The sequence below is a fragment of the Aeromonas sp. s1(2024) genome, from assembly GCF_040908005.1.
GTDB lineage: Bacteria > Pseudomonadota > Gammaproteobacteria > Enterobacterales > Aeromonadaceae > Aeromonas > Aeromonas caviae.
Map to the genome: position 1 here is coordinate 77231 of NZ_JBFOCW010000033.1, position 25689 is coordinate 102919.

Sequence of the window (25689 nt, forward strand, 5' to 3'; positions counted from 1 at the left end):
AATCTAGCATCAGCGCGGTGGATATGACAAACGGGGTTCAGCGCGCGTCGGCCCCGATCGGCAGGATGCCGAGGAACTGCAGCAGCCACTGCATCATGGTGGCGGAATCCACCTCCCCTTCCAGGGAAGAGAGACTGCTCTGGTAATGTGCATCGGGCAGCCTGTCCCGTCGCCGCTCGATCAGGGCCCGGTTGTACGCCACCGAGAATTCCGGGTGCCCCTGGATGGCGACGATGTGATCCCCCTGCAGGAACATGAAGTTGGGGCAGAAGTCGTTGCCCGCGAGCAGGGTCGCCCCCGGCGGAAGCTGCTCCACCTGATCCTGGTGGCTTGCCAGGATGCGGATGGTGTCCAGACCCGGCGCCATCCAGGGTTTTGTCGTCTGCATGGCATGGACCGACACCCCCAGCCCCCACCCCTTGGTGGACTTCATTACCTCCCCTCCCAGCGCCTGGGCGATCACCTGGTGGCCGAAGCAGACCCCGGCCAGCTTGACGTTGGCATCGTGGGCCCGGCGGATCCAGTCGCGCAGCGCCAGGATCCAGGGGATGTCGCTGTAGGCATCGTGGCGCGAGCCGGTGATGAGCCAGGCATCGCATTCGGTCAGATCCGGGGGCAGATCGCCGTCGAGGGCGGACCAGACCCGAAATTCCAGCTCGGGGGCCAACGCCCGGAAACCCTTGATAAACATCTCGGAGTAAACGGGACCAAAATCCCCCACCAAATCGGGGTCCAGCCGGTCACAATCGAGAATACCCAGTCGCATCTGTTACTCCTTGACAGAAGCGCCCCCGCAGACCGGCGGCCTGCGGGGGCAAGAGATTAAAGCCATGGCAGCGAGCCGGGGGCTCACTTCATGGTCGGCATGGAGAACTCGGCGCCGGCGCGCAGGCTCTGGGGCCAGCGGGCGGTCACCGTCTTCATCCGGGTGTAGAAGCGCACCCCATCCGGCCCGTGCATGTTGAGCGGCCCGAAGATGGACCGTTTCCAGCCACCGAAGCTGTGAAACGCCATGGGCACCGGAATGGGAACGTTCACCCCTACCATACCGACCTGAACCCGCGTGGTGAAGTCCCTTGCGGTATCTCCGTCACCGGTGAAGATGGCGGTGCCATTGCCGTACTCGTGTTCGTTGATGAGGCGCAGGGCCGTCTCGTAGTCCGGGGCCCGCACGATGGCGAGCACGGGGCCGAAGATCTCCTCCCGGTAGATGCGCATCTCGGGGCCGACCCGATCGAACAGGCTGCCCCCGATGAAGTAGCCCTCGCCATGGCTCAGGCCCCGGCCATCCACCACCAGCTCGGCCCCCTCGGCCACTCCCTGATCCACGTAGCCGCGCACCTTGGCCAGGTGTTCCCGGCTGATGAGGGGCCCCATCTCGTTCTCCGGACTCTGACCGAGACCGGGGCCGACCCGAAGGGCCGCCACCAGGGGCGAGAGCTTCGCCACCAGGGCATCGGCGGTCTCGTCACCCACCACCACGGCCACCGAGATCGCCATGCAACGCTCGCCCGCCGCGCCATAGGCGGCCCCCATCAGGGCGGAAACCGCCTGATCCAGATTGGCATCCGGCATGACCACCATGTGGTTCTTGGCGCCGCCCAGGGCCTGCACCCGCTTGCCGTGAGCCGAGGCGGTGGCATAGATGTACTGGGCGATGGGGGTGGAGCCGACAAACGACACGGCACCGACCCTCGGGTCGGTCAGCAGCACGTCCACCACCTCCTTGTCGCCGTTGACCACGTTGAGCACCCCGTCCGGCAGGCCCGCCTGCTTGAGCAGTTCGGCCATGCGCAGAGAGAGGGACGGATCCTTCTCCGAGGGCTTGAGGATGAAGGTGTTGCCGCAGGCCAAGGCCACCGGGAACATCCAGAGCGGCACCATGGCAGGGAAGTTGAACGGGGTGATGCCGGCGCAGACCCCCACCGGCTGCATCATGGAGTGACTGTCCACCCCGCGGCCCACGTTGAGAGAGTGCTCCCCCTTGAGCAGGTGGGGAATGCCGCAGGCAAACTCCACCACCTCCAGCCCCCGGGTCAGCTCCCCCTGGGCGTCGGAGAAGACCTTGCCGTGCTCGCGGCTGATGAGCTGGGCCAGCTCGTCCCTGTGCTGCTCCATCAGCTCCTTGAAGCGAAACAGCACCCGGGCCCGCACCAGCGGCGGGGTCTGGGACCACTCCCCAAAGGCGCGCTCGGCGCAGGCAATCGCCTCGGCACACTCATCGGCCGTGCTGAGAACGACGGAGCCCTGCTGCTGGCCGGTGGCCGGATTGAAGATGGCACCGAAACGCTCGCTGCGACTCTCGGTCGTCTCGCCGTCGATGAAGTTGTCGATCCTGTAACTCATAAATCCTCCGTGATGGGTCATCCGTCCTCCCCTCGCCGCGCCGGGGCAGCACAGGGGGATGACGCCCGGGACGAGCGCCATCCTGTGTGATGTGGGGGTCAGTCCTGGGCCTGCAGGGCGTCCTGCAGCAGGGTGAAGAGATCGTCTATCTGGCTGCGCTCGATGATGAGGGGAGGCGACAGGGCGATGATGTCGCCGGTCACCCGGATAAGCGCCCCCTTCTCGAAACAGCGCACGAACACCTCGTAGGCCCGCTTGCCCGGTGCATCGGGCATGGATTCGAGCTCAATGCCCGCCACCAGGCCGTAGTTGCGCACGTCCTTCACGTGCTTGCAGCCCTTGAGGGAATGGGCAGCCTCCTCCCAGTAGCCCGCCAGCTCGGCTGCCCGGGTCAGCAGATTTTCGCTCCGGTAGATCTCGAGGGTGGCCAGACCCGCCGCCGCCGCCACCGGGTGGCCGGAGTAGGTGTAGCCGTGGAACAGCTCGATGGCCCCCTTGCCCGCCGCCATCATGTCGTCATAGATATGGTTTTGCACCAGCACGGCCCCCATGGGGATGGCGCCGTTGGTGAGCCCCTTGGCGCAGGTGATCATGTCGGGGATGACGTCGAACTCCTGGGCGGCGAAGGGGGAGCCGAGGCGGCCGAAACCGGTGATCACCTCGTCAAAAATCAGCAGGATGCCGTGTTTGGTACAGATCTCCCGCAGCCGCTTGAGATAGCCCTTGGGGGGCATGATGACCCCGGTGCTGCCGGCGATGGGCTCGACGATGACCGCCGCGATGTTGCTGGCGTCGTGCAGGAAGACAATCTTCTCCAGTTCATCGGCCAGGGTGAGGTCTTCTGCTGGCAATCCCTTAGTGAACGCATTTTTCCCTATGTTGAGGGTGTGGGGCAGATGATCCACCCCGGTCAGCAGGGAGCCGAACCACTTGCGGTTGCCGGGAATGCCCCCCACCGAGATGCCGCCAAAACCCACCCCGTGGTAGCCGCGCTCGCGGCCGATGAGCCGGGTACGGGTCCCCTGGCCGCGAGCCCGCTGCCAGGCCAGCGCAATCTTGAGCGCGGTGTCCACGGACTCCGATCCGGAGTTGGTATAAAAGACGTGACCGAATCCCTTGGGGGCGATCTCCACCAGCCGGTTGGCCAGCTCGAACGGCAGGGGGTGGCCCATCTGGAAGGTGGGGGCAAAATCGAGGTGGGAGATCTGCTGGGAGACCGCCTCGGCGATCTCGCGCCGACCATGGCCTGCGTTGCAACACCAGAGTCCGGCAGTGCCATCCAGTATCTTGCGGCCATCCTCTGAGTGATAATACATCCCCTCTGCCGACTTCAGGATGCGCGGCGCCGCCTTGAATTGCTGGTTGGCGGTGAACGGCATCCAGAATGCGGACATGTCGGGGGTATTGATGTCGCTGACAGGTTTCATGGTCACCTCATCCTTAAGGCGTTTAGTAACACCCGGCTCATGCCTATTAAATTAAACACCTGAATCCATAAAAAAGGGCTTTTATCGCCCGGCTTGGTGTCACCCCTCAGGGGTGGTATAAGATATTTAACACAATTTTAATAATAGTAAACAGTCAAGGAGTGTCTATCGATGGATATCGGTCACCGCCTCAAGGCGGTTCGCACCAAGGCGGCCCTCTCCCAGCGCGAGCTGGCAAAACGCTCCGGTGTGACCAACGGCTTTATCTCCCAGATCGAGAAAAATCAGGTGAGCCCCTCGGTGGCCTCCCTGCGCAAGGTGCTGGAAGGCATCCCCATGTCATTGGCCAGCTTCTTCACCGACGAGACGGAGATGGATTCCGAGGTGATCTTCCGTGCGGACGACATGCCGGATCTCGGCACCCACCCCATCAGCTACCGTCTGGTGGGTCACAGCCGCGCCAACCGCGCCATCGGCATGATGCAGGAGATACTGCCCCCGGGCGCCGACACCGGTGACGACATGCTGAGTCACGAAGGGGAAGAGTGCGGCATCGTCATCCGGGGTCAGGTGGAAGTCACGGTAGGCGAGCAGGTTCACCTGCTGGCACCGGGGGATGGCTACTACTTCGACAGCCGCACTCCCCACCGTTTTCGCAACGTGGGGGATCAGGAGTGCGTGCTGATCTCCGCCAACACGCCCGCCAGCTTCTGACGGGCCTTCTCCCGGAACAGCCCGCCGGGATCCCCCCTGCCCGGCCCAGGGATCAGGCCAGCGACACGGGCTCCCGCCCCGCCGCGCGACCCCCGACACCACAGGCCAGGGCCCCCGGTTTGACCCGCCGTTGGCCCGGGTTGTTCGGGGTCAGTGTTTAATGAATTGTTACAAGATGGATTTACAAGCGGCAGGATGTTTAGCATATTGATACGCGGAGACTGACTTTCTGCCGGTTCAAGGAGTGAACATGAGTGACCTGACCCTGGCCCAGTGGCAACACAAGGCCGCCCATCTGACCCTGCCCTCGCAAGCCTTTATCGACGGCACCTACCGGGATGCCGTCAACGGCGCCACCTTCGATTGCATCAATCCGGCCAACGGCCAACTGCTGACCAAGGTCGCCTCCTGCGACGCCGCCGATGCCGAGCTGGCGGTCAAGGCGGCCCGTGCCGCCTTCGACGACAAGCGCTGGTGCGGCCTCTCTCCCAAGCAGCGCAAGCTCATCATGCAGCGCTTCGCCGAGCTGATGCGCCTGAACCTGGTGGAGCTGGCACTGCTGGAGTCCCTGGATATGGGCAAGCCCATCGGCGACGCCATGGGGTATGACGCCCCCGCCGCCGCGAACTGCATCGCCTGGAACGCCGAGGCGATAGACAAGATCTACGATCAGGTCGCCCCGGTGGAAGAGTCCGCCCTGGCCCTGGTGACCCGCGAGCCCCTCGGTGTCGTGGCTGCCATCGTGCCCTGGAACTTCCCCCTGGTGATGGCCTGCTGGAAGCTGGGCCCGGCGCTCGCCACCGGTAACTCGGTGATCCTCAAACCCTCCGAGAAATCCCCCCTCACCGCCTTGCGCATCGCGGGTCTGGCGAAGGAGGCGGGCATCCCCGACGGCGTGTTCAACGTGCTGCCGGGCTTTGGTCACACCGTGGGCGAGGCGCTGGCCATGCACATGGACGTCGACTGCATCACCTTCACCGGCTCCACCAAGATCGGCAAGCATCTGGTGCAGTGCTCCGGGAAATCCAATCTGAAACGCGCCTTTATGGAGTGCGGCGGCAAGAGTCCCAACATCGTGCTGGCGGATGCACCGGATCTGGACGCCGCCGCCAGAAGCGCCGTCGGCGCCATCTTCTACAACCAGGGGGAAGTGTGCACCGCCGCCTCCCGCCTGCTGGTGCAAAACAGCATCAAGCCCCAGTTCATGGAGCGGCTGCTGGCCCACGCCCGCGAATGGATCTCGGCCAACCCGCTCGACCCCACCACCCGCATCGGCGCCATGGTGGACCACATCCAGATGGAGCAGGTCCTCAACTACATCGCCATCGGCCAGCAGGAGGGCGCCAAGCTGCTGCTGGGAGGCAAGCGCACCCAGCCCGAGGAGGGCGGCTACTATATCGAGCCCACCATCTTTGACGACGTGACCCCGACGATGCGCATCTTCCGCGAGGAGATCTTCGGCCCCGTGCTGGCGGTGACCGGCTTCGACACCCTGGAAGAGGCCATCGCCCTTGGCAACGACACCGACTACGGCCTGGCGGCCGCTATCTGGACGGCGGATCTCAACCAGGCGGTGAAGGGGTCGCGCGCCCTGCGCGCCGGCACCGTCTTCGTCAACAACTGGGATGGCGGCGACATGACCATGCCGTTTGGCGGCTTCAAGCAGTCCGGCAACGGGCGCGACAAGTCCCTGCACGCCCTGGAGAAGTACACCGAGCTGAAAAGCACCTGGATCCAGCTCGAATAACGTCATAAATGACGCTTATCAACAAAACAGGGGGAGAAATCCCCCTTTCTCATTTTTACTCTTTTATCCCCTCGCTCAATCGATATAATCGTCAAATAGCAAGCCATTAAATTTAAAGATAAAAATGCTGTTTTTTCTGGGAAGTGTACTGTTTCTGGTGGTGGGACTGCCGCTGCTGTTCTTCGTGCTGGGTCAGGGGGAAGCCTATGTCACCTGGGGCCCCTGGATCTCCGCCATCGCCCTCATGCTGTGGCTGCTGATGGACGTGGAGAAGATCCGCCGCGGGGGCGGTCGCTGAAGTCGCTCCTGCTGTTAAAATCCCGTCAGACCCATTTATTGTCTTCTTTCCCTGCAGAAGGATCGCTACACTGACTTTTTGCGATGTTTCCCGACATCCGCACTCCAGTGAAGGTTATCCGCATGCAACAACAGATCCAGCGCCAGGGCGTCCTCTATGCCCTCGGCGCCTACACCCTTTGGGGCCTGGCACCCATCTACTTCAAGTCCCTCTCCGCCGTGCCGGCCGCCGAGATCCTGACCCACCGCATGATCTGGTCCTGCGCTCTGTTGATGGTGCTGGTGCTGCTCGGACGCCAGTGGCACAAGGTGCAGGCGGTGCTGCGCCAGCCCAAGGTGCTGCTCACCCTGGCCTTCACCTCCGTCACCGTCGGCGGCAACTGGCTGCTGTTCATCTGGGCCATCAACAACGGCCACATGCTGGATGCGAGCCTGGGCTACTACATCAACCCCCTGTTCAACGTGCTGCTCGGCATGGTGTTTCTGAGCGAGAAGCTGCGCCGCCTGCAGTGGTGGGCGGTGGGGCTCGCCTTTGTCGGTGTTGCCGTCCAGCTCATCGCCTTCGGCTCCCTGCCCTGGATAGCCCTGGTGCTGGCCTCGAGCTTCGCCATCTACGGCCTCATTCGCAAGAAGCTGGCCCTGGACGCCCTCACCGGCCTGCTCATCGAGACCCTGATCATGCTGCCGCCGGCCGCCTTCTATCTGTGGGGCATCGCCGACAGCCCCACCAGCCACCTCACCCAGAATGACTGGCACCTGAACCTGCTGCTCATCGCCGCGGGCGCCGTCACCACGGCCCCCCTGCTCTGCTTCACCGCGGCGGCCACCCGGCTCAAGCTCTCCACCCTGGGCTTCTTCCAGTACATAGGCCCCAGCCTGATGTTCATCCTGGCGGTGACCCTGTATGGCGAGGCGCTGGCGCTGGACAAGATGATCACCTTTGGCTGCATCTGGAGCGCCCTGGTGCTGTTCAGCCTGGATGGCCTGCGCAGCGGCAAGCGGCGCCAGGAGGTCGGCTGAGGCGCCGGCGCAATAATCTACAAGCCAAGGGGCCGCTTTCGGGGTATCAATAGGGGATGAACGCACCCCAATCCCGCATCCACTACTGGCAATCCCGGCTGCTGCCGGGGGTTGAACTCTCCCACTCCCACCACAGGGAGTTCAGCTATGGCCGCCACGTGCATCTGGACTACCACATCGGTCTGGTGCAGCGGGGCGGCCAGAAGTTCATCCACAAGGGGAACAGCCACAACCTGGTGCGCGGCGAACTCTCCACCGTCAACCCGGACGAAATGCACGACGGCCTCAGCCTGCTGCCGGAAGGGTACGAGGTGCGGGTCTTCTCCATCGCCCCCGAGCAGCTGGCCCGCTGGCTGCCGGAACACCCCGAGCCCTTTTTCCACCAGGGATTGCAGAGCCGCCCCGACCTCTATCAGGGCTTTGCCCGCCTGCACATGCACCTGGACGGCCCTTCCCCCGACGGCCTGCTGGCGGAGAGCCAGTTGCTGGCCCTGCTGGGCGAACTGTTCCGGCTCGCCCCCGAGCGCCACGCCCTGGCGGATCCCCAGCTCAGGTTCCTGCGCGACCATCTGCTGGCCCGGCTGGACGAGCGCCACACCCTGGAGGACCTGGCCGCCCTGTTCGGGCTGGATCGCTTCGCCTTCCTGCGTCAGTTCAAGAAGAAGACCGGCATGACCCCCTATGCCTGGCTCAAGCGGCTGCGCCTCGAACAGGGCAAGCGCCTGCTCGGCAGCGGTCTGCCGGTGAGCGAAGTGGCACTGGCGGTGGGCTTCTTCGATCAGAGCCACTTCCACCACGGTTTTCGTCAGGCCTTCGGGCTCACCCCGGCGGAGTATCGCCAGCAGATGCTGCCCGCCTGAATCGTCGCCGCTGCAATCTTTTACAATCTCCCGTCCCCCGTCCTGCCCCATGCTGTCACCTCCATACCGCTGTCGGAGGTCTTTTATGTTCACCAGCCTGTTTCTGACCCTGGGTCTCGTCCACCTCGTCGCCCTGGCGAGCCCGGGCCCGGATTTCGCACTCATCCTGCGCACCAGCCTGCACAGGCCCACCGCCCTCGGAGCGGCCCTTGGCATCGCCCTCGCCATCCTGCTCCACGCCACCCTGAGCCTGACCGGCATCAGCCTGCTGATCGCAAGCCAGCCCTGGCTCTTTCTCGCCGTGAAACTGGTGGGTGCCATCTATCTGGGCTGGCTGGGCTGGGGGGCGCTGAAAGCGGCCTGGCAGGGAAGCGGGGATCTGGCGCTGCGCGCCGGAGGCGAGCGGCCGGGCTGGCGCAAGGGGGTGAAGAGCGGGCTGGCCACCAATCTGCTCAACCCCAAGGCGATGCTGTTCTTCATGGGACTGCTGGCCGCCATGGTGACGCCCCAGGTGGATGGCCTGACCCGGGGATTGCTGATCCTGGAGCTGTTCCTGCTCTCCCTCGTCTGGTTCAGCGCCCTGGCCTGGAGCCTCTCCACTCCCCGCGCCCAGCACCTGCTCGGCCGCATCCAGCGCCCGCTCAACCTGATAACGGGCCTGCTGTTTGGCGCGGTCAGCCTCTCCATCCTGGTGGATCTGCAGGGGCACTGGCCAGCAGCCTGACCGGCACGTCCTTGTTGGCGGCAAGCAGAGAGGGGCCCTGACGGACGGCGCGACTACTCCCCGCGCCGCATCCCCTTGCGCAGGTAGACGTAACCCTCCCCCGGGCTGCCCCAGCGCTGATGGGCGCCGTTGTCATAGGCCCTGTCCAGCAGCCGGACGCTGTCCGGGCCGATCCAGAGGTACTGCACCAGGGTGGTGGCACCGCCAAAATCGGTGGCGCAATGCCCGACCCGGGTCTGTCCCTTGTACTCCCCGCCCGGCTGGCGGGTCAGCCAGATCTCGCACCCTTCGCGCAGGGAGAGTTGCTGCGGGGTGAGGGAGTCGAGCAGCTCGGGCCGACGCCAGGCGCCGGCAAAATCCGTGGCCCTCGGCATGGTCAGTTCGGCCATCAGGATGCGGCCATCGGGCAGGGAGGAGAAGCGGTAGATGCGCTGGCGAAACGGTCGCTGCGCCCGTTCGGTCAGAAACTGCTCCGCATAGACCCAGCGGAAGGGGCCCTCCCCGGGCCAGATCTCCACCAGCCGCAGCTCGGCGCTGGTGAAGCGGGCATCGAAAGTGGCCTGCTCCTGGCTGGAAAACTCCCCCGAGAACCAGGAGAGCAGGGGCTCCAGCCTCCCCTGCGTGGCATGGGGGCCGGGGGCCGTCACGAAGGGGACGGGCGCCGCCCAGATCAGGCTGGCGTAAAACAGCCCCAGCAGGGCCGCCATCAGCTGTGTCATCGAATCCTTCCGAGTCGCTTGCATGGCGGCGATTATATGAGCGAACGGTGACAATAACCTCTATCTTGATCAACTCCTTGAAGAGAAAACGAAAAATCCTCTCTGCAGGCGAAAGGAGGCGACGCACCCCCGCAGGCCACGGGGATGACGGCTATCCTTGCTGCGACCCGTCCCTGTTGCCGCCAAGAGGAGTCCCCCATGAACACAGTCACCCTGCACCGCGTACTCAAGGCCCCGCCACAGCGGGTATACCAGGCCTTTATCGAGCCGGACGCCCTGGCCAAATGGCTGCGCCCCCATGGCTTCACCTGCAAGGTGGCGGCGCTGGATGCCAGGGTCGGCGGCCAGTTCAGGATGTCGTTCACCCACTTCGCCAGCGGCCACACCCACGCCTTCGGCGGCGAGTATCTCGCGCTGGAGCCGGGCAAGCGCATCCGCTACACCGACCGCTTCGACGACCCCAACCTGCCGGGGGAGATGCAGGTCACCATCACCCTCACCCAGGTGCTGTGCGGCACCGATCTCGCCATCGAACAGGCGGGTATTCCGGCGGTCATCCCGGTGGAGATGTGCTACCTCGGCTGGCAGGAGTCCCTGATGCAGCTCGCCACCCTGGTGGAGCCCGAGATCCCCGCCGAGTGACCCGACACGGGGGCACCCCCGGTGGCCCCCGCACAGATACCCCTTGTGAGAGAGGGGCCTGATCAGGTATCTCTGTGGGCAGGGCGGGCTGCGTCCTTGCAGCGACCATCCACCGCCAGGAGCCCCCATGAAACGAGTCTTGATGATGACCATGGCTGCCGCCCTGCTGGGCGGGTGCGCCGTGAAGAACCAGGTCACCCACAGCCTGCAGGCGATCCCGCTCACGGCCTTCCAGCAGAGTGAAAGCAACCCCAACCAGCGTATCTACAAGGAGCCCGGCGTGGATCTGCGCCAGTACCATCAGGTGCTGCTCGATCCCTTGCAGTTCATCCGCCAGGAGAACGGCCAGTGGTATCTGCTGACCGCCAACGAGCAGAACGAGATAGGCCGCTACTACCACGCCACCTTCCAGCGGGAGCTGATGAGCCAGGGCGTCAAGATGGCTACCGAACCCGGTCCCGGCGTGATGCGGGTGCAGGCGGCCATCACCAACTTCGACCTGACCCACCCCGACCCCAAGCTGCGGGATCTGCTGCCCGCCAAGATCGCCATCAACGTCACCCGCGAGGTAATAGGCAAGGAGCCCTATCTGCTCAGGGTGGGCAGCATGGCCCAGTTGCTCGACGCCCAGAGCGGCAAGCTGCTGGTGCGGGTGATGGACGCTCGCGAGAGCCCGGACACCACCCACAAGGATTCCCCCATCACCGCCGAGGAGATGGAGAAGATGATCGATCAGTGGGCCGCAAGTCGCGCCAAACAACTGGCCGACAACCTGGGGCGCTGAGCCGGGCCGAAAACGACAAAGCCTGCCAGGGGGCAGGCTTTGTCGTCGCTGAAGCGCGGTTTATTGCAGGTTCAGACCACCCAGGTAATCCCGCTTGCCCAGATCCACCCCGGCCTGGCGCAGCAGGGCATAGGTCATGGTGAGGTGGAAGTAGAAGTTCGGGATGCCGTACTCGTGGACGCAGCTGTGGCCGTCCATCCCCTTGCCACCGGCCCAGTAGGGGTAGTAGTGGCCGCTCGCGTACTGGCTGAAATCCGCCTCCAGCTTGCCTTGCAGGTAGGCGATGGTCTTGGCCACGTGGGCGCGCAGATCCGCCATGGTCTTGGGATCATCCCCCAGCACCGGCGGCTCGCTCAGGCTGGCGGTGGCCACCACGGCGCGGGCGCTGTCACAGCAGATCAGCACCTGCTTGCTCAGGGGCAGCATGTCGACGATGAGGCGCTCATTGAAGAAGTTGTCCACGTTGAATTTCTTTGCCTCGGCGTGGGCCTCGGCCTTGGCCAGACACTGGTCCAGGTTGGTCAGCATCTTGATGAACTGGGCTGCGATATCACGATTCATAATGCACTCTCGGTTGGTTGAAGGCAGTAAAACGAGCGGCTCCACTATAGCGCATCCCCCTTGCAGTTCGAGCCCGAGGGGATGAAAAGCGGGGGCGTCCTCCCTGCCCTGCGACAGGCGGTGGCGATCACCGGCGGGCAGCGAGACCAGAGCGCCATACCCCGTCGCCGCACCGCGTCCCTCTTTCCCCCTTTTTTGATCTGTGACAGGCATCTCGTTTTTCGAGGGGCGTAGTCTGGAGCCCGTTGCCCCGGCACGGGCCGAGGCACCCATCCCACAAGGAGAATGCCATGAAGATCTACGATCGAAACCGCAATGTGCTGACCCTGGGCCAACGGGTGATGATTGCCGCCACCGGCGCAGTCGACACCCTCAAGGAGGCGCACACCGACAACCTGACCCCCTATGAGGCGGAACATGAGAAGTGCGTGCTGCTGACGAACAGCCAGGAGCGCTACGCCCCCATCGAGTTGATTAGACTAGGCTGATCCCGTTTTCCGTCACCCTACTCTTTACAATTCACCCGGCCGCCGCGTCCGTCGCTGGCCGGGTTTCTCTCTCCGCTCTACTCCTTCTCCGAGCCGCTGCCACCTTATGAGGGCGAGGCGATGCAGCTTGCCGGTATCCAGCCTGATTGCCCCGCTTCGTTGTGAACCCAGAGCCAGCCTGCCAGCTCCCGATCCACCCGTACCCGCTCCCCCACCGCCACGTCCAGCTCCCGGGCGGTATAGTCCTGGCGCGCCTGCGCCTCCCCGGCGCCGATCGGGGTCAGCAGGGACAGGGGCGCCCACCCCTCGTTGCCGTCTGCGGTAAAGGTGCGCACCCAGCCCGGAAACTCGTCGTCCTCGTAGCCGATGCGCACCCGCTCTCCGGCCCGAAAGGCGATGGGATTGGGGTAGCAGGTGTGGTGCGCCGTGGTGATCAACGCCAGCATTGTCTCGTCCTCCGACAGGTTCTGATGAGTAACGTCCAGAGTCATACCACAAGCCGGGCCCCGTTGCGTCAACCGGGCTCACACCCCCTGGCAGAGGGCACGCTCCCCCAGGGCGGGCCGACGACCCTGATCCCCACGATTCATTACTGTCAGTGAATTTTCATATCATCCGAGTGTCATTTCAGTGAACACATCACCGCCCTAGACTGCTTCTCGAACCTTAACGAGGAGTCTTGTATGAAACTCACCCCTATCCCGCTGCTGGCCGGCACCCTCGCCTCGGCCTTCTCTTTCAACACCTTCGCCGGTGACATCGTCTCGGTGCAGTTCAGCGATGGCCGCCCCGCCGTGACCGGGGTCGAAGCGGTCAACAACGCGCTCAACCCCATCGGCGTCAACGTGGTCACTGTCGACATTCCCGAGGCCGCCAGGCCGCTGCTTGAAGCCTCTCACCGCCGCGCGTTGACCAAAGCGGAGCACGGCGCCCTGATCTCGGCCTTCAACCTGAGTCAGGGAGAACTGCTGGAGCAAGCCAGGCTCGCAGGGCGCGCGCCTGCGGTGCAAGGGGGCGGCGTCGCCACCGAAGAGACCGGCGTCGGCCCCTACCCCAAGGTCTATGACCTGATGGCGCTGGACGAGCGCACCCGCAGCGCCGTGCTCGGCAAATATGGCCGCATGCACGTCAACTCCGCCGAGGACGGCACCGACATCGACGAGGTGATGACGGTGGTCAGCGGCGGCCCCTTCCGCTGGGGCTTTACCCTCAAAGACGGCAGCATCGCCCGCTTCCAGATAGACAAGGTGGGCCTTGAGGACAAGGCCGTGCGGATCAGCTATCACGGGCTCGGCATGCACGCCGGGTTGATGGATGCAAAACAGGGGCTGCTGGTAGCCTTCGCCCACGGCCCCAGAGCGTTCACCATGCGCTACCAGGCCGACGTGCCCCACGCGCAGTTGCTTGGCACCAACCCCTGGGCCGATGTCGGCATCACCCTGCCCCCCGCCCCTGGCAAAGTGCAGTAAGCCGGTGCGTGCCATCTGGCGGCGGGGCCCGGGCCCTGCCGCCTGCTTTTATGCCTGCTATGCCTGCCGTCACGGGCCGGGGAGCCCTGGGCTCATCGCCTCCCTTTCGTCTGCGTCTCTGTCGGGCCCGCCACGCCCCGGAGGGCCATGATCCGGGCCGGTCTGCCACGGGCAACTCTCTGTCTGGCGGGGGATGGGGGGTGGACACCCCGGGGAACCGCACTATTGTGATAAAAGTGCGCAATGATGGCGCCATCATTTACCAGTAGTGAATTAACGGGGGCAGGATGAACAAGATCACGGCGCTGAACGTCTTTCGCCGGGTGGTGGAAATGGGCACCTTCAGGGCAGCGGCGGACGATCTGCGCCTCTCCCAGGCGGCGGTCAGCAAGAACATCAACGAGCTGGAAGCCTTTCTCGGCATTGCGCTGATCAACCGCACCACCCGGCGGCTGAGCGTCACCGAAGCCGGCATGGCCTATTACGGCCAGATATGCGCCGTGCTGGACAGCCTGGAGGCCGCCGACCAGTCCATCATGGCTGCCTCCTTCAGCCCCAGGGGCAGGCTGAGGATCGGCATGCCCATGTCCTACGGGCTGATCCGCCTCAACCCCCTTGTCTGCGCGTTCCAGCGCCGCTATCCGGAAATCGGCATCGAGGTGATCCTGAGCGACGCCTACATGGATCTGGTGGATCAGGGGCTGGACGTGGTGATCCGGGGGGCTGGCACCCTGGAGGACTCCACCCTGCGCGCCAAACCCCTGTGCGAGGTGCAGCGGGTGCTCTGCGGCGCCCCCGACTACCTGAAGGAGGCGGGCCAACCCGCCCACCCGGCGGATCTCAAGGCCCACAACTGCCTGCGCTACAGCCTCTCCTCCTCCCCCAACAAGTGGTTCTTCACCCGGGACGCGGAGAGCGTGGCGGTGGAGCTGCCCCCCGCCAGCTTCTGCGCCAACAACGGCATCGCCCTGAAACAGGCGGCGGTGCAAGGGCTCGGGGTGATCCTGGTACCGGATGAATTCGTGTCGAACGACCTGTCGGACGGCACCCTGGTCAGATTGCTCCCCGACTGGCAACCCGACCCCCACGCCCTGTTCGCCGTCTACCCCTTCCACAAGGAGCAGTCCCGCAACGTGCGGCTCTTTATCGAATTTATCGTCAAGGCGTTTCAGCCGAGGTAAGTCAGACAGGCGGGAGCTTGGGATATCCGCCTGCATGTAGGTTCGATTAGCGAAGCGTAATCGGACGTTCGCGTAATCGGACAATCGGACAATCGAACGATCGCGTCACCGGTCCATCCCATCATCTGACAACCGCGCGACGGGGCCCACGAACGGATCGCCGGGCGGCAAGGCTATGCTTGACTTTTCTGCCGAAGATAGGGGAAATGCATGGCCAACTGGCGGCGGGCATGGTGGCCCGGAGGAACCTGGTTCTTTACCGTCAACCTGCTGGAGCGGCGCAACAACCGGTTGCTGGTGGAGCAGATCGACCTGCTGCGCCATAGCGTTGCCAAGGTGCAACAGGCTCACCCCTTCGCCATTCATGCATGGGTAGTGTTGCCCGACCATCTCCACTGCATCCTCTCTTTACCGCAGGGGGACACCGATTTCCCCCTGCGGTGGCGGTTGATCAAAAGCCACTTTTCCCGCGCCTTGCCGGTGACCGAGCGGCGTAGCCAGACCCGGTTGCGCCACGGGGAGCGGGGCATCTGGCAACGCCATTATTGGGAACACCTGATCCGGGATGAGCAGGATTACCGCCACCATATGGATTATGTCCATATCAACCCCCTCAAACATGGTCATGTCACCCGGGTGGCCGATTGGCCGTATTCCACCTTCCATCGTTACGTGGCGAGTGGCGTCTATCCGCCGGATTGGTGCGGGTCGGTGGATGGGGTGTTGGGAGGATTGGAGTAAACCCCTAAAAGGGTTGTTCCGTTGTAAACGTCTGATTACGCGATCGTCTTACGCGATCGTCCGATTACTCGATCGTCCGATTACGCTTCGCTAATCGAACCTACGCACTACGCACGTTGTCGCAAAAAACGGATTTATTAAAAACTTATTTGTATAATTCATATCTGGTTATTACTATGTGCTTTCAGTCATATGAATGGTAAAAATATTATGAAAGATTTCATTACCCAGTTAGAGCAAGAAACAAGAAAGGTTGACTTTGATTCTTTCGATATTTCTGTTAAAGAAATAATATCCATGTCATATGATGATATTATCGATGTTGCACCTGAATATCAGCGCCAATTTAGATGGCCAGCCGAAAATCAATCAAAATTAATTGAGTCTGTTTTTCTTGGCATTCCTGTTCCAAGCTTGTTTATGGCTGCTAACAGGGATGGAACGTGGGAGTTGATTGATGGTGTACAGAGATTAAACTCATTGATTCATTTCGCTGGTTCACCTGAACAGCTAAAGAAATTTTCTTTTGAGAGTCCTCTCGTATTAAAAGATTTGGAGATTTTGAGTGAGTTTAATGGTTGCACATTTGATGATCTTCCATCAACATTAAAACTAAAATTTTCACTTCGTCCTTTGAAAGTTACAACGCTTAGTGATAAAAGCGACATGAAAGTAAGATTTGATCTTTTTGAACGATTGAATACTGGTGGTATTAAGTTGACAGATCAAGAGATACGGGCATGTGTATTTCGTGGTCAATTCAACGATTTCTTGACTGAACTTTCTCTCAATCAAGACTTTAATGCTGTTGTTAACTTACCTGACCCGAAGTTAAATGATGGTACTAAACAAGAGTTAATACTTAAGTTCTTTGCATATAAAAATAACCGTGATGAGTTTGATCATAGTGTCGTTGGTTTCTTAAATAATTATATGGCTGAGTCTGTTAAAAGTTTTGATTACTCTAAAGAACGTAAAATATTTGAGGAGACTTTTTCTACTTTACGCAAAGAATTACCATCCGGTATTAAAAGAGGTTCCCGTAAAAATACACCATATAACTTATATGAAGCTATTGCTGTTGGTGCAGCAGAGGCAATTGAAGCTGGATTCGATATAACAAATAGAAATGTTGTTACTTGGATTGATGATGCTGAGCTAACTAAACTGACGTCTGGCGCTACTAACTCTAAGCCTAGAGTATTTTCTCGAATAAATTATTGCTGTGAAAGGTTTAAGGGCAATGTTTGATTCAACCGAGCAAGAAATTAGAGATAGAATTAGACAGTCGAAAGAAATTCTATCTCTGATTGAAAGATTAGAAGGAGGGAATAGTGCAAAGCTTGAAAAAGAGGCTGGAGAGGTCGATATAATAAAAATTCAGAAAGGAATTTTTTTCGTATCATTGTATTCCTCCATAGAGTACAGTCTTACTGCAAGCTCAGCATGCTTTTTAACCCTGCTTAATAAGCATAAGAGAAGGCCGATAGAGTATCATAAGTATATGTTGTGTACTATATTGAACTCCGAGTTTAACTCTGTTAGAGAATGCGGAAAGAAAAACTTATGGGAGAAAAAAGCCTCATTCTTTGATACTTTATTTTCAGATGACTTACTAAGTATTGATGCTAGTGTTTTCCCCGCTGATGGAATAAATATATCAGACAAACAAATAAAGGATGTTTGGAAATTTTTCAACTTGCCAGGTCATCATCTACCAGATAATAGTCTCAGACTGGTCCTTAGTGAAGTTAAGGACCATCGAAATGCTATCGCTCATGGTAGAGAGAAGGCGATTAATATAGGCTCTAGATATACGCTTGATTCGTTGAAAAAGAAAACTCAAGATATAGAGTCAATATGTTTTCATATATTAAATGGATTTAAAGAAGCCTTTTCTTTGGAAGCATATTTATCTGATGAAAAAACATAGTGTTGCATATGATCGTAGGTTCGAGTAGCGAAGCGTATTCGGACGATCGCGTATTTAAAGTTGTCGCGATAGGCAATATAAAAAAATCAACCCGGCCTAAGCCGGGTTGATTGCATCAAGAGGCAGAAAAAATCAGAGCGCTTCCAATCTGGCATACGCCGTCACCAGCCACTTGGCGCCGACGTCGTCGAACTGGATCTGCACCCGGCTCTGCTGGCCGACCCCTTCGAAGTTAAGCACTATGCCTTCCCCGAATTTCGGGTGCAGCACCCGCTGGCCGAGCTTGATACCGCTGGCGTCGAAGCTCTGCTGCACCTCGTTCTGGCTAAAGCGGCCATATTGCGTGGGTCTACTCACCTGGGTGCGCAGCCGGATCTCTTCCAGACACTCGGCGGGCATCTCGCGGATAAAGCGGCTCGGCTTGTGGAACATCTCGCGGCCGTAGATGCGGCGGCTCTCGGCATAACAGATGTAGAGCTTCTCCATGGCGCGGGTCATGCCCACGTAACAGAGGCGGCGCTCCTCTTCCAGCCGCCCCGACTCCTCGGTGGATTGCTGGCTGGGGAACATGCCTTCCTCGACGCCAACCAGCAGCACCAGCGGGAACTCCAGCCCCTTGGCGCTGTGCAAGGTCATCAGCTGCACCGCGTCGGCATATTCGTCGGCCTGATTCTCGCCGGACTCCAGCGCCGCGTGGGCGAGGAAGGCGGAGAGATCGCTCATATCCTCCAGCTCGTCCGGGCGCTGGTACTGGCGGCAGGCGGTGACCAGTTCGTCCAGGTTCTCTACCCGCGCCTGGGATTTCTCGCCTTTTTCCGCCAGATACATGGCCTTGAGGCCGGAGTTCTGGATGACGATGTCCGCCTGCTGGTGCAGGGGCAGCAGGGAGACCTGTTCCTCCAGCGCGTCGATGAGATCCACAAAGCCGCGCACCGCGTTGCCAGCGCGACCGGTCAGCACCTTGTCATTGAGCAGAGTCTTGGCGGACTGCCACAGATTCTGGCCCTGATCCCGGGCGTTATTGCGCAGGATCTCCAGGGTGCGATCGCCGATGCCGCGGGTCGGGGTGTTGACCACCCGCTCGAAGCTGGCGTCGTCGCCACGGTTGTTGATGAGCCGCAGGTAGGCCATGGCGTCCTTGATTTCCTGCCGCTCGAAGAAGCGCAGGCCGCCATAGATGCGATAGGGCATGGCGTCCTGCATCAGCGCCTCTTCCAGCACCCGCGACTGGGCGTTGGAGCGATAGAGGATGGCGCAGTCGGCGAGCAAGCCACCTTTCTCTTTCCAGTCCTTGAGGCGGCCCACCACGAAGCGCGCCTCGTCCACCTCGTTGAAGGCGGCGTAAAGGGAGATCGGCTCCCCCTCGGCGCCCTCGGTCCACAGCTCCTTGCCGAGCCGCTCGGCGTTGTTGGCGATGACGCTGTTGGCGGCCTTGAGGATATTGGCGGTGGAGCGGTAGTTCTGCTCGAGGCGGATGGTCTCGGCGCCCTGATAGTCGGTCAGGAAGCGCTGGATGTTCTCAATCTTGGCGCCGCGCCAGCCATAGATGGACTGGTCATCGTCACCGACGATCATCACCTTGCCGGTGTCGCCCGCCAGCATCCGCAGCCAGGCGTACTGGATGCCGTTGGTATCCTGGAACTCGTCCACCAGGATGTTCTGGAAGCGGTCGCGGTAGTGCTCGAGGATGTGCGGCTTGTTGAGCCACAGCTCGTGGGCGCGCAGCAGGAGTTCTGCGAAGTCCACCAGCCCGGAGCGATCGCAGGTCTCCTGGTAGGTCTTGTAGATCTGCTGATAGGTGCGGGTGACGGGGTCGCCGTAAAGGTCGATGTCGCCGGGGCGCAGCCCCTCGTCCTTCTTGCCGTTGATGTAGCCCATCACGGCGCGCGGGGCCCAGTGCTTCTCGTCGAGGTTGAGCGCCTTGAGCACCCGGCGGATGAGACGGTACTGATCGTCGGAGTCGAGGATCTGGAAATCCTGCGGCAGCCCTGCATCCAGATGGTGGGCCCGCAGCAGGCGGTGGGCGATGCCGTGGAAGGTGCCAATCCACATGCCGCGCACGCCGTCACCGATCACCTTCTCGACCCGGCCGCGCATCTCGGCCGCCGCCTTGTTGGTAAAGGTCACGGCGATGATGGAGAAGGGTGAACAGCGTTCCACCTGCATCAGCCAGGCGATACGGTGCACCAGCACCCGGGTCTTGCCCGAACCGGCACCGGCCAGCACCAGCAGGTTGCAACGGGGGGCCGCCACCGCGTCTCTTTGCTTGTCATTGAGCCCGTCGAGCAGGGTTGAAACGTCCATCACCACTCCTGTTTATTTATACAGGCGAGGATTATACGGCCTGAGCCGCCAGAGACCAACCGGCAGGATCAACGAAGGGGGCGGTGATAGTCCCGGTATTGGCCCAGTACCTCACCGGAAAAGCTGAGCAACCGGGCGCGGGGGGCATCCAGCACCTGCTGGACGGGATCAAATCGCAGTGAAGCGGCCAGCATGCGGCCCTCAGGCAGGGTCACTTCCGTGTTCCCCATCACCAGCATGCCGTCCTGATAATGCCCATGCTCGAAGCGCACGATGACGTCATTCACCATCAAGGTGCCCTGCTTGAGCTGCAGTGATGCTCGTTGCATCTCTCGCAACGCAAACAGACTGGACAATGACGGACGCCCGCTGGGCATCCGCTGCAAGTATTCGTGGGTGGTCAATTGATATTGCAACTGACCCTGACGATCGAAGACACGCTCCCGATAATCGGTGTAGCGCGTCAGCATGCCGGCAGCCTGTGCCACCGGCATCCACAACAGGAGCGCCCCCGTCAGGAGCGCTCCCACTGGTTTACAGCTGATCGGCACAGCTGACCTTGTTGTCATCCAGGTCGGTACAGGAGACGAAGACCTTGTCAAAGGTCGACCCGGCCACCGGCGTCATCTGGGTTGACCAGTCATAACCCACCCCCTTGGCATAGATGGCGGTGTGGCTCTCCTGATCTTCCTGCATCCAGCCGATGTACTTCAGTGCGCCGCGATCGCTCTGGGCAAGTGCCTTGAACTCGTCGCTCGTGATGAGACACATGGGCTCTCCCATGGCCTTGGACAGCTCGGCATCCCGCGCCCCCACGGCGCCATCACAGCCGCCGGTCACCTTGATGGTCATGTCACTGCGATCCAGCATCTCATCGAAGAACGGCAGCACATTGATGTTGTACTTCACCCCCACCTCTTGAGGCTGCCAGCCCATGCCGGTATTGACGTATCGGGTCTCGACGCTTTCCCACTGGATAGTGGGCACAGTGCCTGCAAAGTGGTTCGCCAGCTCCTTGAGAGTCGCGGCATTGGCCTCGATCTCATCCTGGGTCAACGACTCGTCCAGCTTGCTCTGATCGATGGTCAGAGCGAGGCTCACCGCATCCTTCAACTGCGACTTGGCCTTGGCCAACCGTGCTTTGGCATCGTCGGTCAAACGGAAGAAATCGGCGTGCGCCACCAGCGCATCCGGCTCGATTTCCTGCTGACTGAACTGGGTCTCGAAGGTGCTGCTGCTCTCTTCATAGGTGGTGGTCGGCTGCATGCCCCAGGTGTCCTTGATGTGCATACGCGGCAAGGTCACTTCTTCCTGCTGGGTGACATAGGCGCTGTCAGGACCGTACTGGTAGGAGGCGGCGATGTTGAGGGCCGATGCCATCGCCATCGCCGAGGCCCGCAGGGCCTTGGCACCGTCGAGGTTGAGGGTGACGGTATCGTCATCGCCATAGGTGGCGCTGTAATCCGGATCCTGGATATCGGCCAGGGCAGCCGCGACGTTTTCCAGGCTGTCGGCATAGGCGCCCATCAGCTTGGCCACGTCACGGGTATATCCCTTGCCACCTTTGAGCGCCACGGAGGCGGTGCCGGGGGTGTGGATGATGACATCCATCACCTTGGCCAGGCTGGTGCTGTAACCACTGCCAATGGCGGACGAGGTGAAGCCCAGGCGTTCAGCCACCACGGGGTTGTTGGTCACCTCCAGCATGGTCAGCATGGCCAGCACGATCTGGCGATCGGCCTTGCCGCTCTCACCGGTCTCGGCCTGCAGGGTCTCCTTGTACTCCTTGAACTTGCTCTCGACGTCCAGGTTTTTCAGATCGGTCAGTCCCTGCAGATCGCTCAGCACCTTGTCGACCGCCACGGAGCGGCCATTGACGCCAGCCAGGGTGGCGGAGAGGTGGGCTTTCGCCGCAGCCAGAGAGACGACGGCCTTGGTGAGGCCCGCTGTTTTCAGCGCCTCGACCAGGGAGGTGTTGAAGGCGTCATCGCTACCCAGTTCGACGATCCCCAGTTGCGCGACCTGCGCCTTGTCGAGGGTGATGCCGTTCTCCGGATTGCTGTCGCTGTCGAGCGTCTGCAGCAATGCCGCAATGCGGATCGCTTTCTCCTTGTCGTCACCCGCCAGGGTGTAAGGGGTCACCAGCGAGTTGCCCGCCTTGAGGGTCACCGCCCCCAGGCGTTGGTTGCCCAATGCGAATTCGCAGGTGTCGCCATCATCAAACAGGAATTCACCCTTGGCATTGGTGACACCGGTGTAATCGTTGCACCGATAGTCGAGGCCACCCACGACGGAATCCAGGAAGACGGCAGTGTGAAGAGGCTTGCTGCCGGTGTCGGTGCCACCGCCATTGTTGCCACCATTGTTGCCACCATTGCTGCCGCCACCGTTATCGTCACCACCGCCCCCGCAAGCGGTCAACATGACACCGGACAACACACAAGCCACTGCCATACTCAGCACGTTTTTTTTCATTTTTATCACCCGAACAAATGTCAAAAATACGGCCCCATCCCGGGGGCCAAGTTAATCCGGGTATAACCTAGCGTACCCATATGACAAACACCAATGCATTTCCATATGAGTGTGCTTGCCATCACGCAGGCCCCGAGCGAGCAGGAAAAACGGCCACAGACGACGGCCCTGGGAGGGGAAATAGCCACCCATCGTGGGCTGTCACACCCGGGGCGGACCTCCTGGCGATCAGCCAGCCCGCCCGCCGGCGTGGCGTCGATGAGGCCGCAGGGCTGGTGCCGATGGAAGCCAGTTTTTTCATCAGGGGAGGAAAACGGTTGCGCCTAACGTCATGAATCCAAACACAAATGTCGATCGAGCCCTATTAATCCCGGAATTTAATTCTGCAAAAACACCATAAAACAACCACTTATAAGGCAATTTGCTTATATTTCAAACCGTTAACGCAAACGTTTTTCCTCTATGATCCCCTTGACCAACGGGCTGGCTCACTTACAGTTAGCCAGCGTGCTTTATGACCTGCCAAGACAGGTTGTGGACCCTCACATAACAATCAAGGATACGATCGTGACTAAAGTGCTCAAGCTGGCCACCGTGGCCGCCCTCACCCTCGCTGCCCTGTCCGCCCAGGCAGCCTCCGAGCCCGCCGTCATCTATGACACCGCAGGCAAATTCGACAAGTCCTTCAACGAAGCCGTGTTCCGCAACGGCGTCGAAGTCTACAACAAGGACAAAGGCGTCAAGGTCAAGGAGTTCGAACCCCAGAACGAAGCCCAGCGCGAGCAGGGCCTGCGTCGTCTGGCCAGCCGTGGCAACGGCCCCATCGTCGCCGTCGGCTTCAACATGGGTTCCGCGGTAGAGAAAGTGGCCACCGAGTTCCCGAACACCCAGTTCACCATCATCGACATGGTGGTCGACAAGCCGAACGTCCAGTCCCTCATCTTCAAGGAGCATGAAGGTTCCTTCCTGGTGGGTGCCCTGGCGGCCATCGCCTCCAAGACCGGCAAGGTCGGCTTCGTGGGCGGCATGGACATCCCGCTGATCCGCAAGTTCCAGTGCGGCTATGAGCAGGGCGCCAAGTACATCAATCCGAAGATCGACGTCTATCAGAACATGACCGGCTCCACCCCGGCAGCCTTCGCCGACCCCGCCAAGGGTGCAGAACTGGCCAAGTCCCAGTTCGCCAAGGGCGCCGACGTGGTCTATGCCGCCGCCGGTGGCACCGGTATCGGTGTCTATCAGGCTGCCAAGGACGAAGGCAAGCTGGCCATCGGTGTGGATTCCAACCAGAACCACCTGCAACCGGGCACCATGCTGACCTCCATGGTCAAGTCCGTGGGTCTGGCCGCGTACAAGAGCTGGGATGACGCCGCCAAGGGCAGCTGGAAGCCGGGCATCCAGTCCCTGGGTCTGGCCGAAGGCGGGGTTGACTGGGCGCTGGACGAGAACAACGCCAAGCTGATCACCCCGGAAATGAAAACCAAGGTCGAGAGCATCAAGGCCGACATCATCGCCGGCAAGATCAAGGTGCACGACTACATGAGCGACAACTCCTGTAAGTACTGATCCTGCAAATACCGAGTCACTGCTACGACTCTCAACCAGTGATGACCGGCCCGCACGGGCCGGTTTTTAGTCTCTACTTCATGACCCGCAAGGACTGCATCATGGACCAGACAGATCGCTATGCCATCGAATTAAGGGGTATCGATAAGCGGTTCGGCGACGTGTACGCCAACAAGCAGATCGACCTTCAGGTTCGTAAAGGCAGCATTCACGGCATCGTCGGCGAAAATGGCGCCGGCAAGTCGACCCTGATGAGCATCATTTACGGTTTCTACCACGCCGACAAAGGCGAGATGCTGATCGACGGGAATCCGTTCAAACCCCATGGCTCCCAAGATGCGATTGCCGCCGGGGTGGGCATGGTGCACCAGCACTTCATGCTGGTGAACAACTTTACCGTATTGGAAAACGTCATCCTGGGGGCCGAGAACGGCTGGCGCCTGGGCAAGAGCCTGGCGGCCGCCGAGAAGCTGCTGGGCGAGCTGGCACGGGACTATGGTCTCGAGGTGCCGCTGCACGAGAAGGTCGAGGATCTGCCGGTGGGCCTGCAACAGCGGGTCGAGATCCTCAAGGCGCTCTATCGCGGTGCCCGCATCCTGATCCTCGACGAGCCCACCGGGGTGCTGACCCCGCAAGAGGCGGATCACCTGTTCGAGGTGCTGAAAAAGCTGCGGGATCAGGGGGCGACCGTCATCCTCATCACCCACAAGCTGCGGGAGATCCTGGCCATCACGGATCAGGTCTCCATCATGCGCCGGGGTGAAATGGTGGCCCATGTCGCCACCAAAGACACCGACAAGGAGCAGCTCGCCGAGCTGATGGTGGGCCGCAAGGTGCGCCTCAAGGTCGACAAGGGCACCGCCCAGCCGGGCGAGGCCAAGCTCAAGGTCGAGGGCCTCTCTTACGTCGATGACGCCGGGGTGGAACGGGTCAAATCCGTCAGCTTCGAGGTGCGGGCGGGGGAAGTGGTCGGCATCGCCGGGGTCTCCGGCAACGGCCAGTCCGAGCTGCTCAGCATGCTCGGCGGCATCCTCAAGCCCAGCAAGGGCGGCTTCACCATCGCCGGGGCGCAGCGCCATGAGGTGAGCCAGAGCCACCCGGCCGACCCGGAGCAGGTGCGCAACTTCGGCCTCGGCCACATCCCGGAAGACAGGCACAAGATGGGGCTCATCAACCGCTTCGAGGCGAAAGAGGCCTTCATCCTCGGCTATCACCGCCGTGCCCAGTACAACAAGGGCTGGCTGCAGGACAAGGAGGCGATCCGCCAGGATTGCCAGGCCAAGATGGAGAAGTGGGACGTGCGCCCGCCGAGCCCGGAGCACAAGACCGCCAACTTCTCCGGCGGCAACCAGCAGAAGCTGGTGATCGCCCGGGAAGTGGAGCAGGACCCGGATGTGCTGCTGGTCGGCCAGCCGACCCGGGGCGTCGACATCGGCGCCATCGAGTACATCCACCAGCAGATCATCGCCATGCGCGACAAGGGCAAGGCGGTGCTGCTGGTGTCGGTGGAGCTGGACGAGATCATGAGCCTCTCCGACCGCATTCTGGTCATCGCCGATGGCCGTATCGTCGGCGAGCTGGACGGTGCCAGGGCGGATGAACGCACCATCGGTCTGATGATGGCGAACATAGTTCCTGACGACGTGGCGACAAGCCAATCACAAGGAGCCACATCATGAAGGTCACAACCA

At 61.1% G+C, this 25689-nt stretch carries 25 protein-coding genes; 16 read left to right on the top strand and 9 right to left on the bottom strand.

All coding sequences use genetic code 11. The features are described 5' to 3' along the window. Positions 1-37: 37 nt before the first annotated feature. From AB5Y70_RS08290 to AB5Y70_RS08300, 3 genes are all read right to left on the bottom strand, one after another. Entirely contained in the window at positions 38-766 is a 729-nt protein-coding gene (locus AB5Y70_RS08290; protein WP_010672496.1) for a glutamine amidotransferase, read from the bottom strand. 83 nt (positions 767-849) lie between these two features. Beyond that, positions 850-2346: a CoA-acylating methylmalonate-semialdehyde dehydrogenase gene (locus AB5Y70_RS08295; protein WP_039039524.1), complete on the bottom strand. Its 1497-nt coding sequence runs from the start codon at positions 2344-2346 to the stop codon at positions 850-852. A 98-nt stretch (positions 2347-2444) separates the two neighbouring features. After that, positions 2445-3773, bottom strand: coding sequence for an aspartate aminotransferase family protein (locus AB5Y70_RS08300; protein ID WP_045522440.1), 1329 nt, complete (start codon positions 3771-3773; stop codon positions 2445-2447). Positions 3774-3944: 171 nt separating this feature from the next. Between AB5Y70_RS08300 and AB5Y70_RS08305 the strand changes: the two genes are divergently transcribed. The 6 genes from AB5Y70_RS08305 (at position 3945) to AB5Y70_RS08330 (ending at position 9135) form a co-directional block, all read left to right on the top strand. After that, the gene (locus AB5Y70_RS08305; protein WP_010672493.1) at positions 3945-4487 is read left to right on the top strand and encodes a cupin domain-containing protein; all 543 of its coding nucleotides are present in this window, start codon (positions 3945-3947) and stop codon (positions 4485-4487) included. A 250-nt stretch (positions 4488-4737) separates the two neighbouring features. Beyond that, a complete protein-coding gene (locus AB5Y70_RS08310) occupies positions 4738-6234 on the top strand; it encodes an aldehyde dehydrogenase (protein ID WP_041212149.1) in 1497 nt (498 codons plus the stop codon). A 124-nt stretch (positions 6235-6358) separates the two neighbouring features. Then, positions 6359-6532, top strand: coding sequence for a hypothetical protein (locus AB5Y70_RS08315; protein WP_010672491.1), 174 nt, complete (start codon positions 6359-6361; stop codon positions 6530-6532). Positions 6533-6654: 122 nt separating this feature from the next. Next, on the top strand, positions 6655-7551 hold the full coding sequence (gene rarD, locus AB5Y70_RS08320; RefSeq protein ID WP_039039527.1) for an EamA family transporter RarD: 897 nt from the start codon (positions 6655-6657) through the stop codon (positions 7549-7551). Between the two features lie 56 nt (positions 7552-7607). Then, positions 7608-8411 (top strand): AraC family transcriptional regulator, encoded by an 804-nt coding sequence (locus AB5Y70_RS08325; RefSeq protein WP_049636721.1) that lies wholly within the window; start codon positions 7608-7610, stop codon positions 8409-8411. A gap of 85 nt (positions 8412-8496) precedes the next feature. Continuing rightward, positions 8497-9135 (top strand): LysE family translocator, encoded by a 639-nt coding sequence (locus AB5Y70_RS08330; RefSeq protein WP_049636722.1) that lies wholly within the window; start codon positions 8497-8499, stop codon positions 9133-9135. Between the two features lie 53 nt (positions 9136-9188). On the opposite strand, the gene AB5Y70_RS08335 is transcribed toward AB5Y70_RS08330, so the two are convergent. Further along, a complete protein-coding gene (locus AB5Y70_RS08335; protein ID WP_041212148.1) occupies positions 9189-9854 on the bottom strand; it encodes a chromophore lyase CpcT/CpeT in 666 nt (221 codons plus the stop codon). Between the two features lie 198 nt (positions 9855-10052). On the opposite strand from AB5Y70_RS08335, the gene AB5Y70_RS08340 reads away from it, so the two are divergent. Together AB5Y70_RS08340 and AB5Y70_RS08345 are read left to right on the top strand one after the other, a co-directional pair. After that, a complete protein-coding gene (locus AB5Y70_RS08340) occupies positions 10053-10496 on the top strand; it encodes an SRPBCC family protein (RefSeq protein WP_049636723.1) in 444 nt (147 codons plus the stop codon). A gap of 127 nt (positions 10497-10623) precedes the next feature. Continuing rightward, the gene (locus AB5Y70_RS08345) at positions 10624-11280 is read left to right on the top strand and encodes a DUF3313 domain-containing protein (protein ID WP_049636724.1); all 657 of its coding nucleotides are present in this window, start codon (positions 10624-10626) and stop codon (positions 11278-11280) included. 60 nt (positions 11281-11340) lie between these two features. Here AB5Y70_RS08345 and AB5Y70_RS08350 read toward each other — a convergent pair whose 3' ends face one another. Further along, a complete protein-coding gene (locus AB5Y70_RS08350; RefSeq protein ID WP_039039533.1) occupies positions 11341-11841 on the bottom strand; it encodes a DUF1993 domain-containing protein in 501 nt (166 codons plus the stop codon). Positions 11842-12131: 290 nt separating this feature from the next. Here AB5Y70_RS08350 and ydfZ point away from each other — a divergent pair, with 290 nt between their 5' ends. After that, positions 12132-12329, top strand: a complete 198-nt coding sequence (gene ydfZ / locus AB5Y70_RS08355; RefSeq protein ID WP_010672483.1) for a putative selenium delivery protein YdfZ — start codon at positions 12132-12134, stop codon at positions 12327-12329. Between the two features lie 104 nt (positions 12330-12433). Here ydfZ and AB5Y70_RS08360 read toward each other — a convergent pair whose 3' ends face one another. Further along, positions 12434-12775, bottom strand: a complete 342-nt coding sequence (locus AB5Y70_RS08360; RefSeq protein WP_049636725.1) for an SH3 domain-containing protein — start codon at positions 12773-12775, stop codon at positions 12434-12436. Between the two features lie 237 nt (positions 12776-13012). Between AB5Y70_RS08360 and AB5Y70_RS08365 the strand changes: the two genes are divergently transcribed. From AB5Y70_RS08365 to AB5Y70_RS08385, 5 genes are all read left to right on the top strand, one after another. After that, positions 13013-13798: a hypothetical protein gene (locus tag AB5Y70_RS08365; protein ID WP_049636726.1), complete on the top strand. Its 786-nt coding sequence runs from the start codon at positions 13013-13015 to the stop codon at positions 13796-13798. A gap of 287 nt (positions 13799-14085) precedes the next feature. Continuing rightward, the gene (locus tag AB5Y70_RS08370) at positions 14086-14979 is read left to right on the top strand and encodes a LysR family transcriptional regulator (protein WP_049636727.1); all 894 of its coding nucleotides are present in this window, start codon (positions 14086-14088) and stop codon (positions 14977-14979) included. 210 nt (positions 14980-15189) lie between these two features. Further along, positions 15190-15720 (top strand): transposase, encoded by a 531-nt coding sequence (locus AB5Y70_RS08375; RefSeq protein ID WP_049636728.1) that lies wholly within the window; start codon positions 15190-15192, stop codon positions 15718-15720. A gap of 210 nt (positions 15721-15930) precedes the next feature. Further along, the gene (locus AB5Y70_RS08380) at positions 15931-16971 is read left to right on the top strand and encodes a DUF262 domain-containing protein (protein ID WP_080988652.1); all 1041 of its coding nucleotides are present in this window, start codon (positions 15931-15933) and stop codon (positions 16969-16971) included. Continuing rightward, entirely contained in the window at positions 16964-17653 is a 690-nt protein-coding gene (locus tag AB5Y70_RS08385) for a HEPN domain-containing protein (RefSeq protein WP_158657395.1), read from the top strand. The genes AB5Y70_RS08380 and AB5Y70_RS08385 overlap by 8 nt, the downstream gene beginning before the upstream one ends. 132 nt (positions 17654-17785) lie before the next feature. On the opposite strand, the gene uvrD is transcribed toward AB5Y70_RS08385, so the two are convergent. The 3 genes from uvrD to AB5Y70_RS08400 all read right to left on the bottom strand — a co-directional run bounded on the left by uvrD (position 17786) and on the right by AB5Y70_RS08400 (position 22411). Continuing rightward, positions 17786-19957 carry a DNA helicase II gene (gene uvrD, locus AB5Y70_RS08390; protein WP_103261588.1) on the bottom strand — a complete coding sequence of 724 codons (2172 nt, stop codon included), beginning with the start codon at positions 19955-19957 and terminating at the stop codon, positions 17786-17788. A gap of 68 nt (positions 19958-20025) precedes the next feature. Beyond that, positions 20026-20508, bottom strand: a complete 483-nt coding sequence (locus AB5Y70_RS08395; RefSeq protein WP_128318463.1) for a hypothetical protein — start codon at positions 20506-20508, stop codon at positions 20026-20028. Further along, a complete protein-coding gene (locus tag AB5Y70_RS08400; protein ID WP_125117011.1) occupies positions 20492-22411 on the bottom strand; it encodes a hypothetical protein in 1920 nt (639 codons plus the stop codon). The genes AB5Y70_RS08395 and AB5Y70_RS08400 overlap by 17 nt, the downstream gene beginning before the upstream one ends. Before the next feature lie 588 nt (positions 22412-22999). On the opposite strand from AB5Y70_RS08400, the gene AB5Y70_RS08405 reads away from it, so the two are divergent. Together AB5Y70_RS08405 and AB5Y70_RS08410 are read left to right on the top strand one after the other, a co-directional pair. Beyond that, complete coding sequence (locus AB5Y70_RS08405) at positions 23000-23998, top strand: BMP family protein (RefSeq protein ID WP_158657396.1); 999 nt, start codon at positions 23000-23002, stop codon at positions 23996-23998. A 101-nt stretch (positions 23999-24099) separates the two neighbouring features. Then, entirely contained in the window at positions 24100-25677 is a 1578-nt protein-coding gene (locus tag AB5Y70_RS08410) for an ABC transporter ATP-binding protein (protein WP_368175986.1), read from the top strand. Positions 25678-25689 lie beyond the last annotated feature (12 nt).

What these genes read in the sequence shown, in the direction of transcription:
- AB5Y70_RS08290 (WP_010672496.1), bottom strand. Translation starts at nt 766, where the DNA reads ATGCGACTGGGTATTCTCGATTGTGACCGGCTGGACCCCGATTTGGTG.
- AB5Y70_RS08295 (WP_039039524.1), bottom strand. Translation starts at nt 2,346, where the DNA reads ATGAGTTACAGGATCGACAACTTCATCGACGGCGAGACGACCGAGAGT.
- AB5Y70_RS08300 (WP_045522440.1), bottom strand. Translation starts at nt 3,773, where the DNA reads ATGAAACCTGTCAGCGACATCAATACCCCCGACATGTCCGCATTCTGG.
- AB5Y70_RS08305 (WP_010672493.1), top strand. Translation starts at nt 3,945, where the DNA reads ATGGATATCGGTCACCGCCTCAAGGCGGTTCGCACCAAGGCGGCCCTC.
- AB5Y70_RS08310 (WP_041212149.1), top strand. Translation starts at nt 4,738, where the DNA reads ATGAGTGACCTGACCCTGGCCCAGTGGCAACACAAGGCCGCCCATCTG.
- AB5Y70_RS08315 (WP_010672491.1), top strand. Translation starts at nt 6,359, where the DNA reads ATGCTGTTTTTTCTGGGAAGTGTACTGTTTCTGGTGGTGGGACTGCCG.
- rarD (WP_039039527.1), top strand. Translation starts at nt 6,655, where the DNA reads ATGCAACAACAGATCCAGCGCCAGGGCGTCCTCTATGCCCTCGGCGCC.
- AB5Y70_RS08325 (WP_049636721.1), top strand. Translation starts at nt 7,608, where the DNA reads ATGAACGCACCCCAATCCCGCATCCACTACTGGCAATCCCGGCTGCTG.
- AB5Y70_RS08330 (WP_049636722.1), top strand. Translation starts at nt 8,497, where the DNA reads ATGTTCACCAGCCTGTTTCTGACCCTGGGTCTCGTCCACCTCGTCGCC.
- AB5Y70_RS08335 (WP_041212148.1), bottom strand. Translation starts at nt 9,854, where the DNA reads ATGACACAGCTGATGGCGGCCCTGCTGGGGCTGTTTTACGCCAGCCTG.
- AB5Y70_RS08340 (WP_049636723.1), top strand. Translation starts at nt 10,053, where the DNA reads ATGAACACAGTCACCCTGCACCGCGTACTCAAGGCCCCGCCACAGCGG.
- AB5Y70_RS08345 (WP_049636724.1), top strand. Translation starts at nt 10,624, where the DNA reads ATGAAACGAGTCTTGATGATGACCATGGCTGCCGCCCTGCTGGGCGGG.
- AB5Y70_RS08350 (WP_039039533.1), bottom strand. Translation starts at nt 11,841, where the DNA reads ATGAATCGTGATATCGCAGCCCAGTTCATCAAGATGCTGACCAACCTG.
- ydfZ (WP_010672483.1), top strand. Translation starts at nt 12,132, where the DNA reads ATGAAGATCTACGATCGAAACCGCAATGTGCTGACCCTGGGCCAACGG.
- AB5Y70_RS08360 (WP_049636725.1), bottom strand. Translation starts at nt 12,775, where the DNA reads ATGCTGGCGTTGATCACCACGGCGCACCACACCTGCTACCCCAATCCC.
- AB5Y70_RS08365 (WP_049636726.1), top strand. Translation starts at nt 13,013, where the DNA reads ATGAAACTCACCCCTATCCCGCTGCTGGCCGGCACCCTCGCCTCGGCC.
- AB5Y70_RS08370 (WP_049636727.1), top strand. Translation starts at nt 14,086, where the DNA reads ATGAACAAGATCACGGCGCTGAACGTCTTTCGCCGGGTGGTGGAAATG.
- AB5Y70_RS08375 (WP_049636728.1), top strand. Translation starts at nt 15,190, where the DNA reads ATGGCCAACTGGCGGCGGGCATGGTGGCCCGGAGGAACCTGGTTCTTT.
- AB5Y70_RS08380 (WP_080988652.1), top strand. Translation starts at nt 15,931, where the DNA reads ATGAAAGATTTCATTACCCAGTTAGAGCAAGAAACAAGAAAGGTTGAC.
- AB5Y70_RS08385 (WP_158657395.1), top strand. Translation starts at nt 16,964, where the DNA reads ATGTTTGATTCAACCGAGCAAGAAATTAGAGATAGAATTAGACAGTCG.
- uvrD (WP_103261588.1), bottom strand. Translation starts at nt 19,957, where the DNA reads ATGGACGTTTCAACCCTGCTCGACGGGCTCAATGACAAGCAAAGAGAC.
- AB5Y70_RS08400 (WP_125117011.1), bottom strand. Translation starts at nt 22,411, where the DNA reads ATGGCAGTGGCTTGTGTGTTGTCCGGTGTCATGTTGACCGCTTGCGGG.
- AB5Y70_RS08410 (WP_368175986.1), top strand. Translation starts at nt 24,100, where the DNA reads ATGGACCAGACAGATCGCTATGCCATCGAATTAAGGGGTATCGATAAG.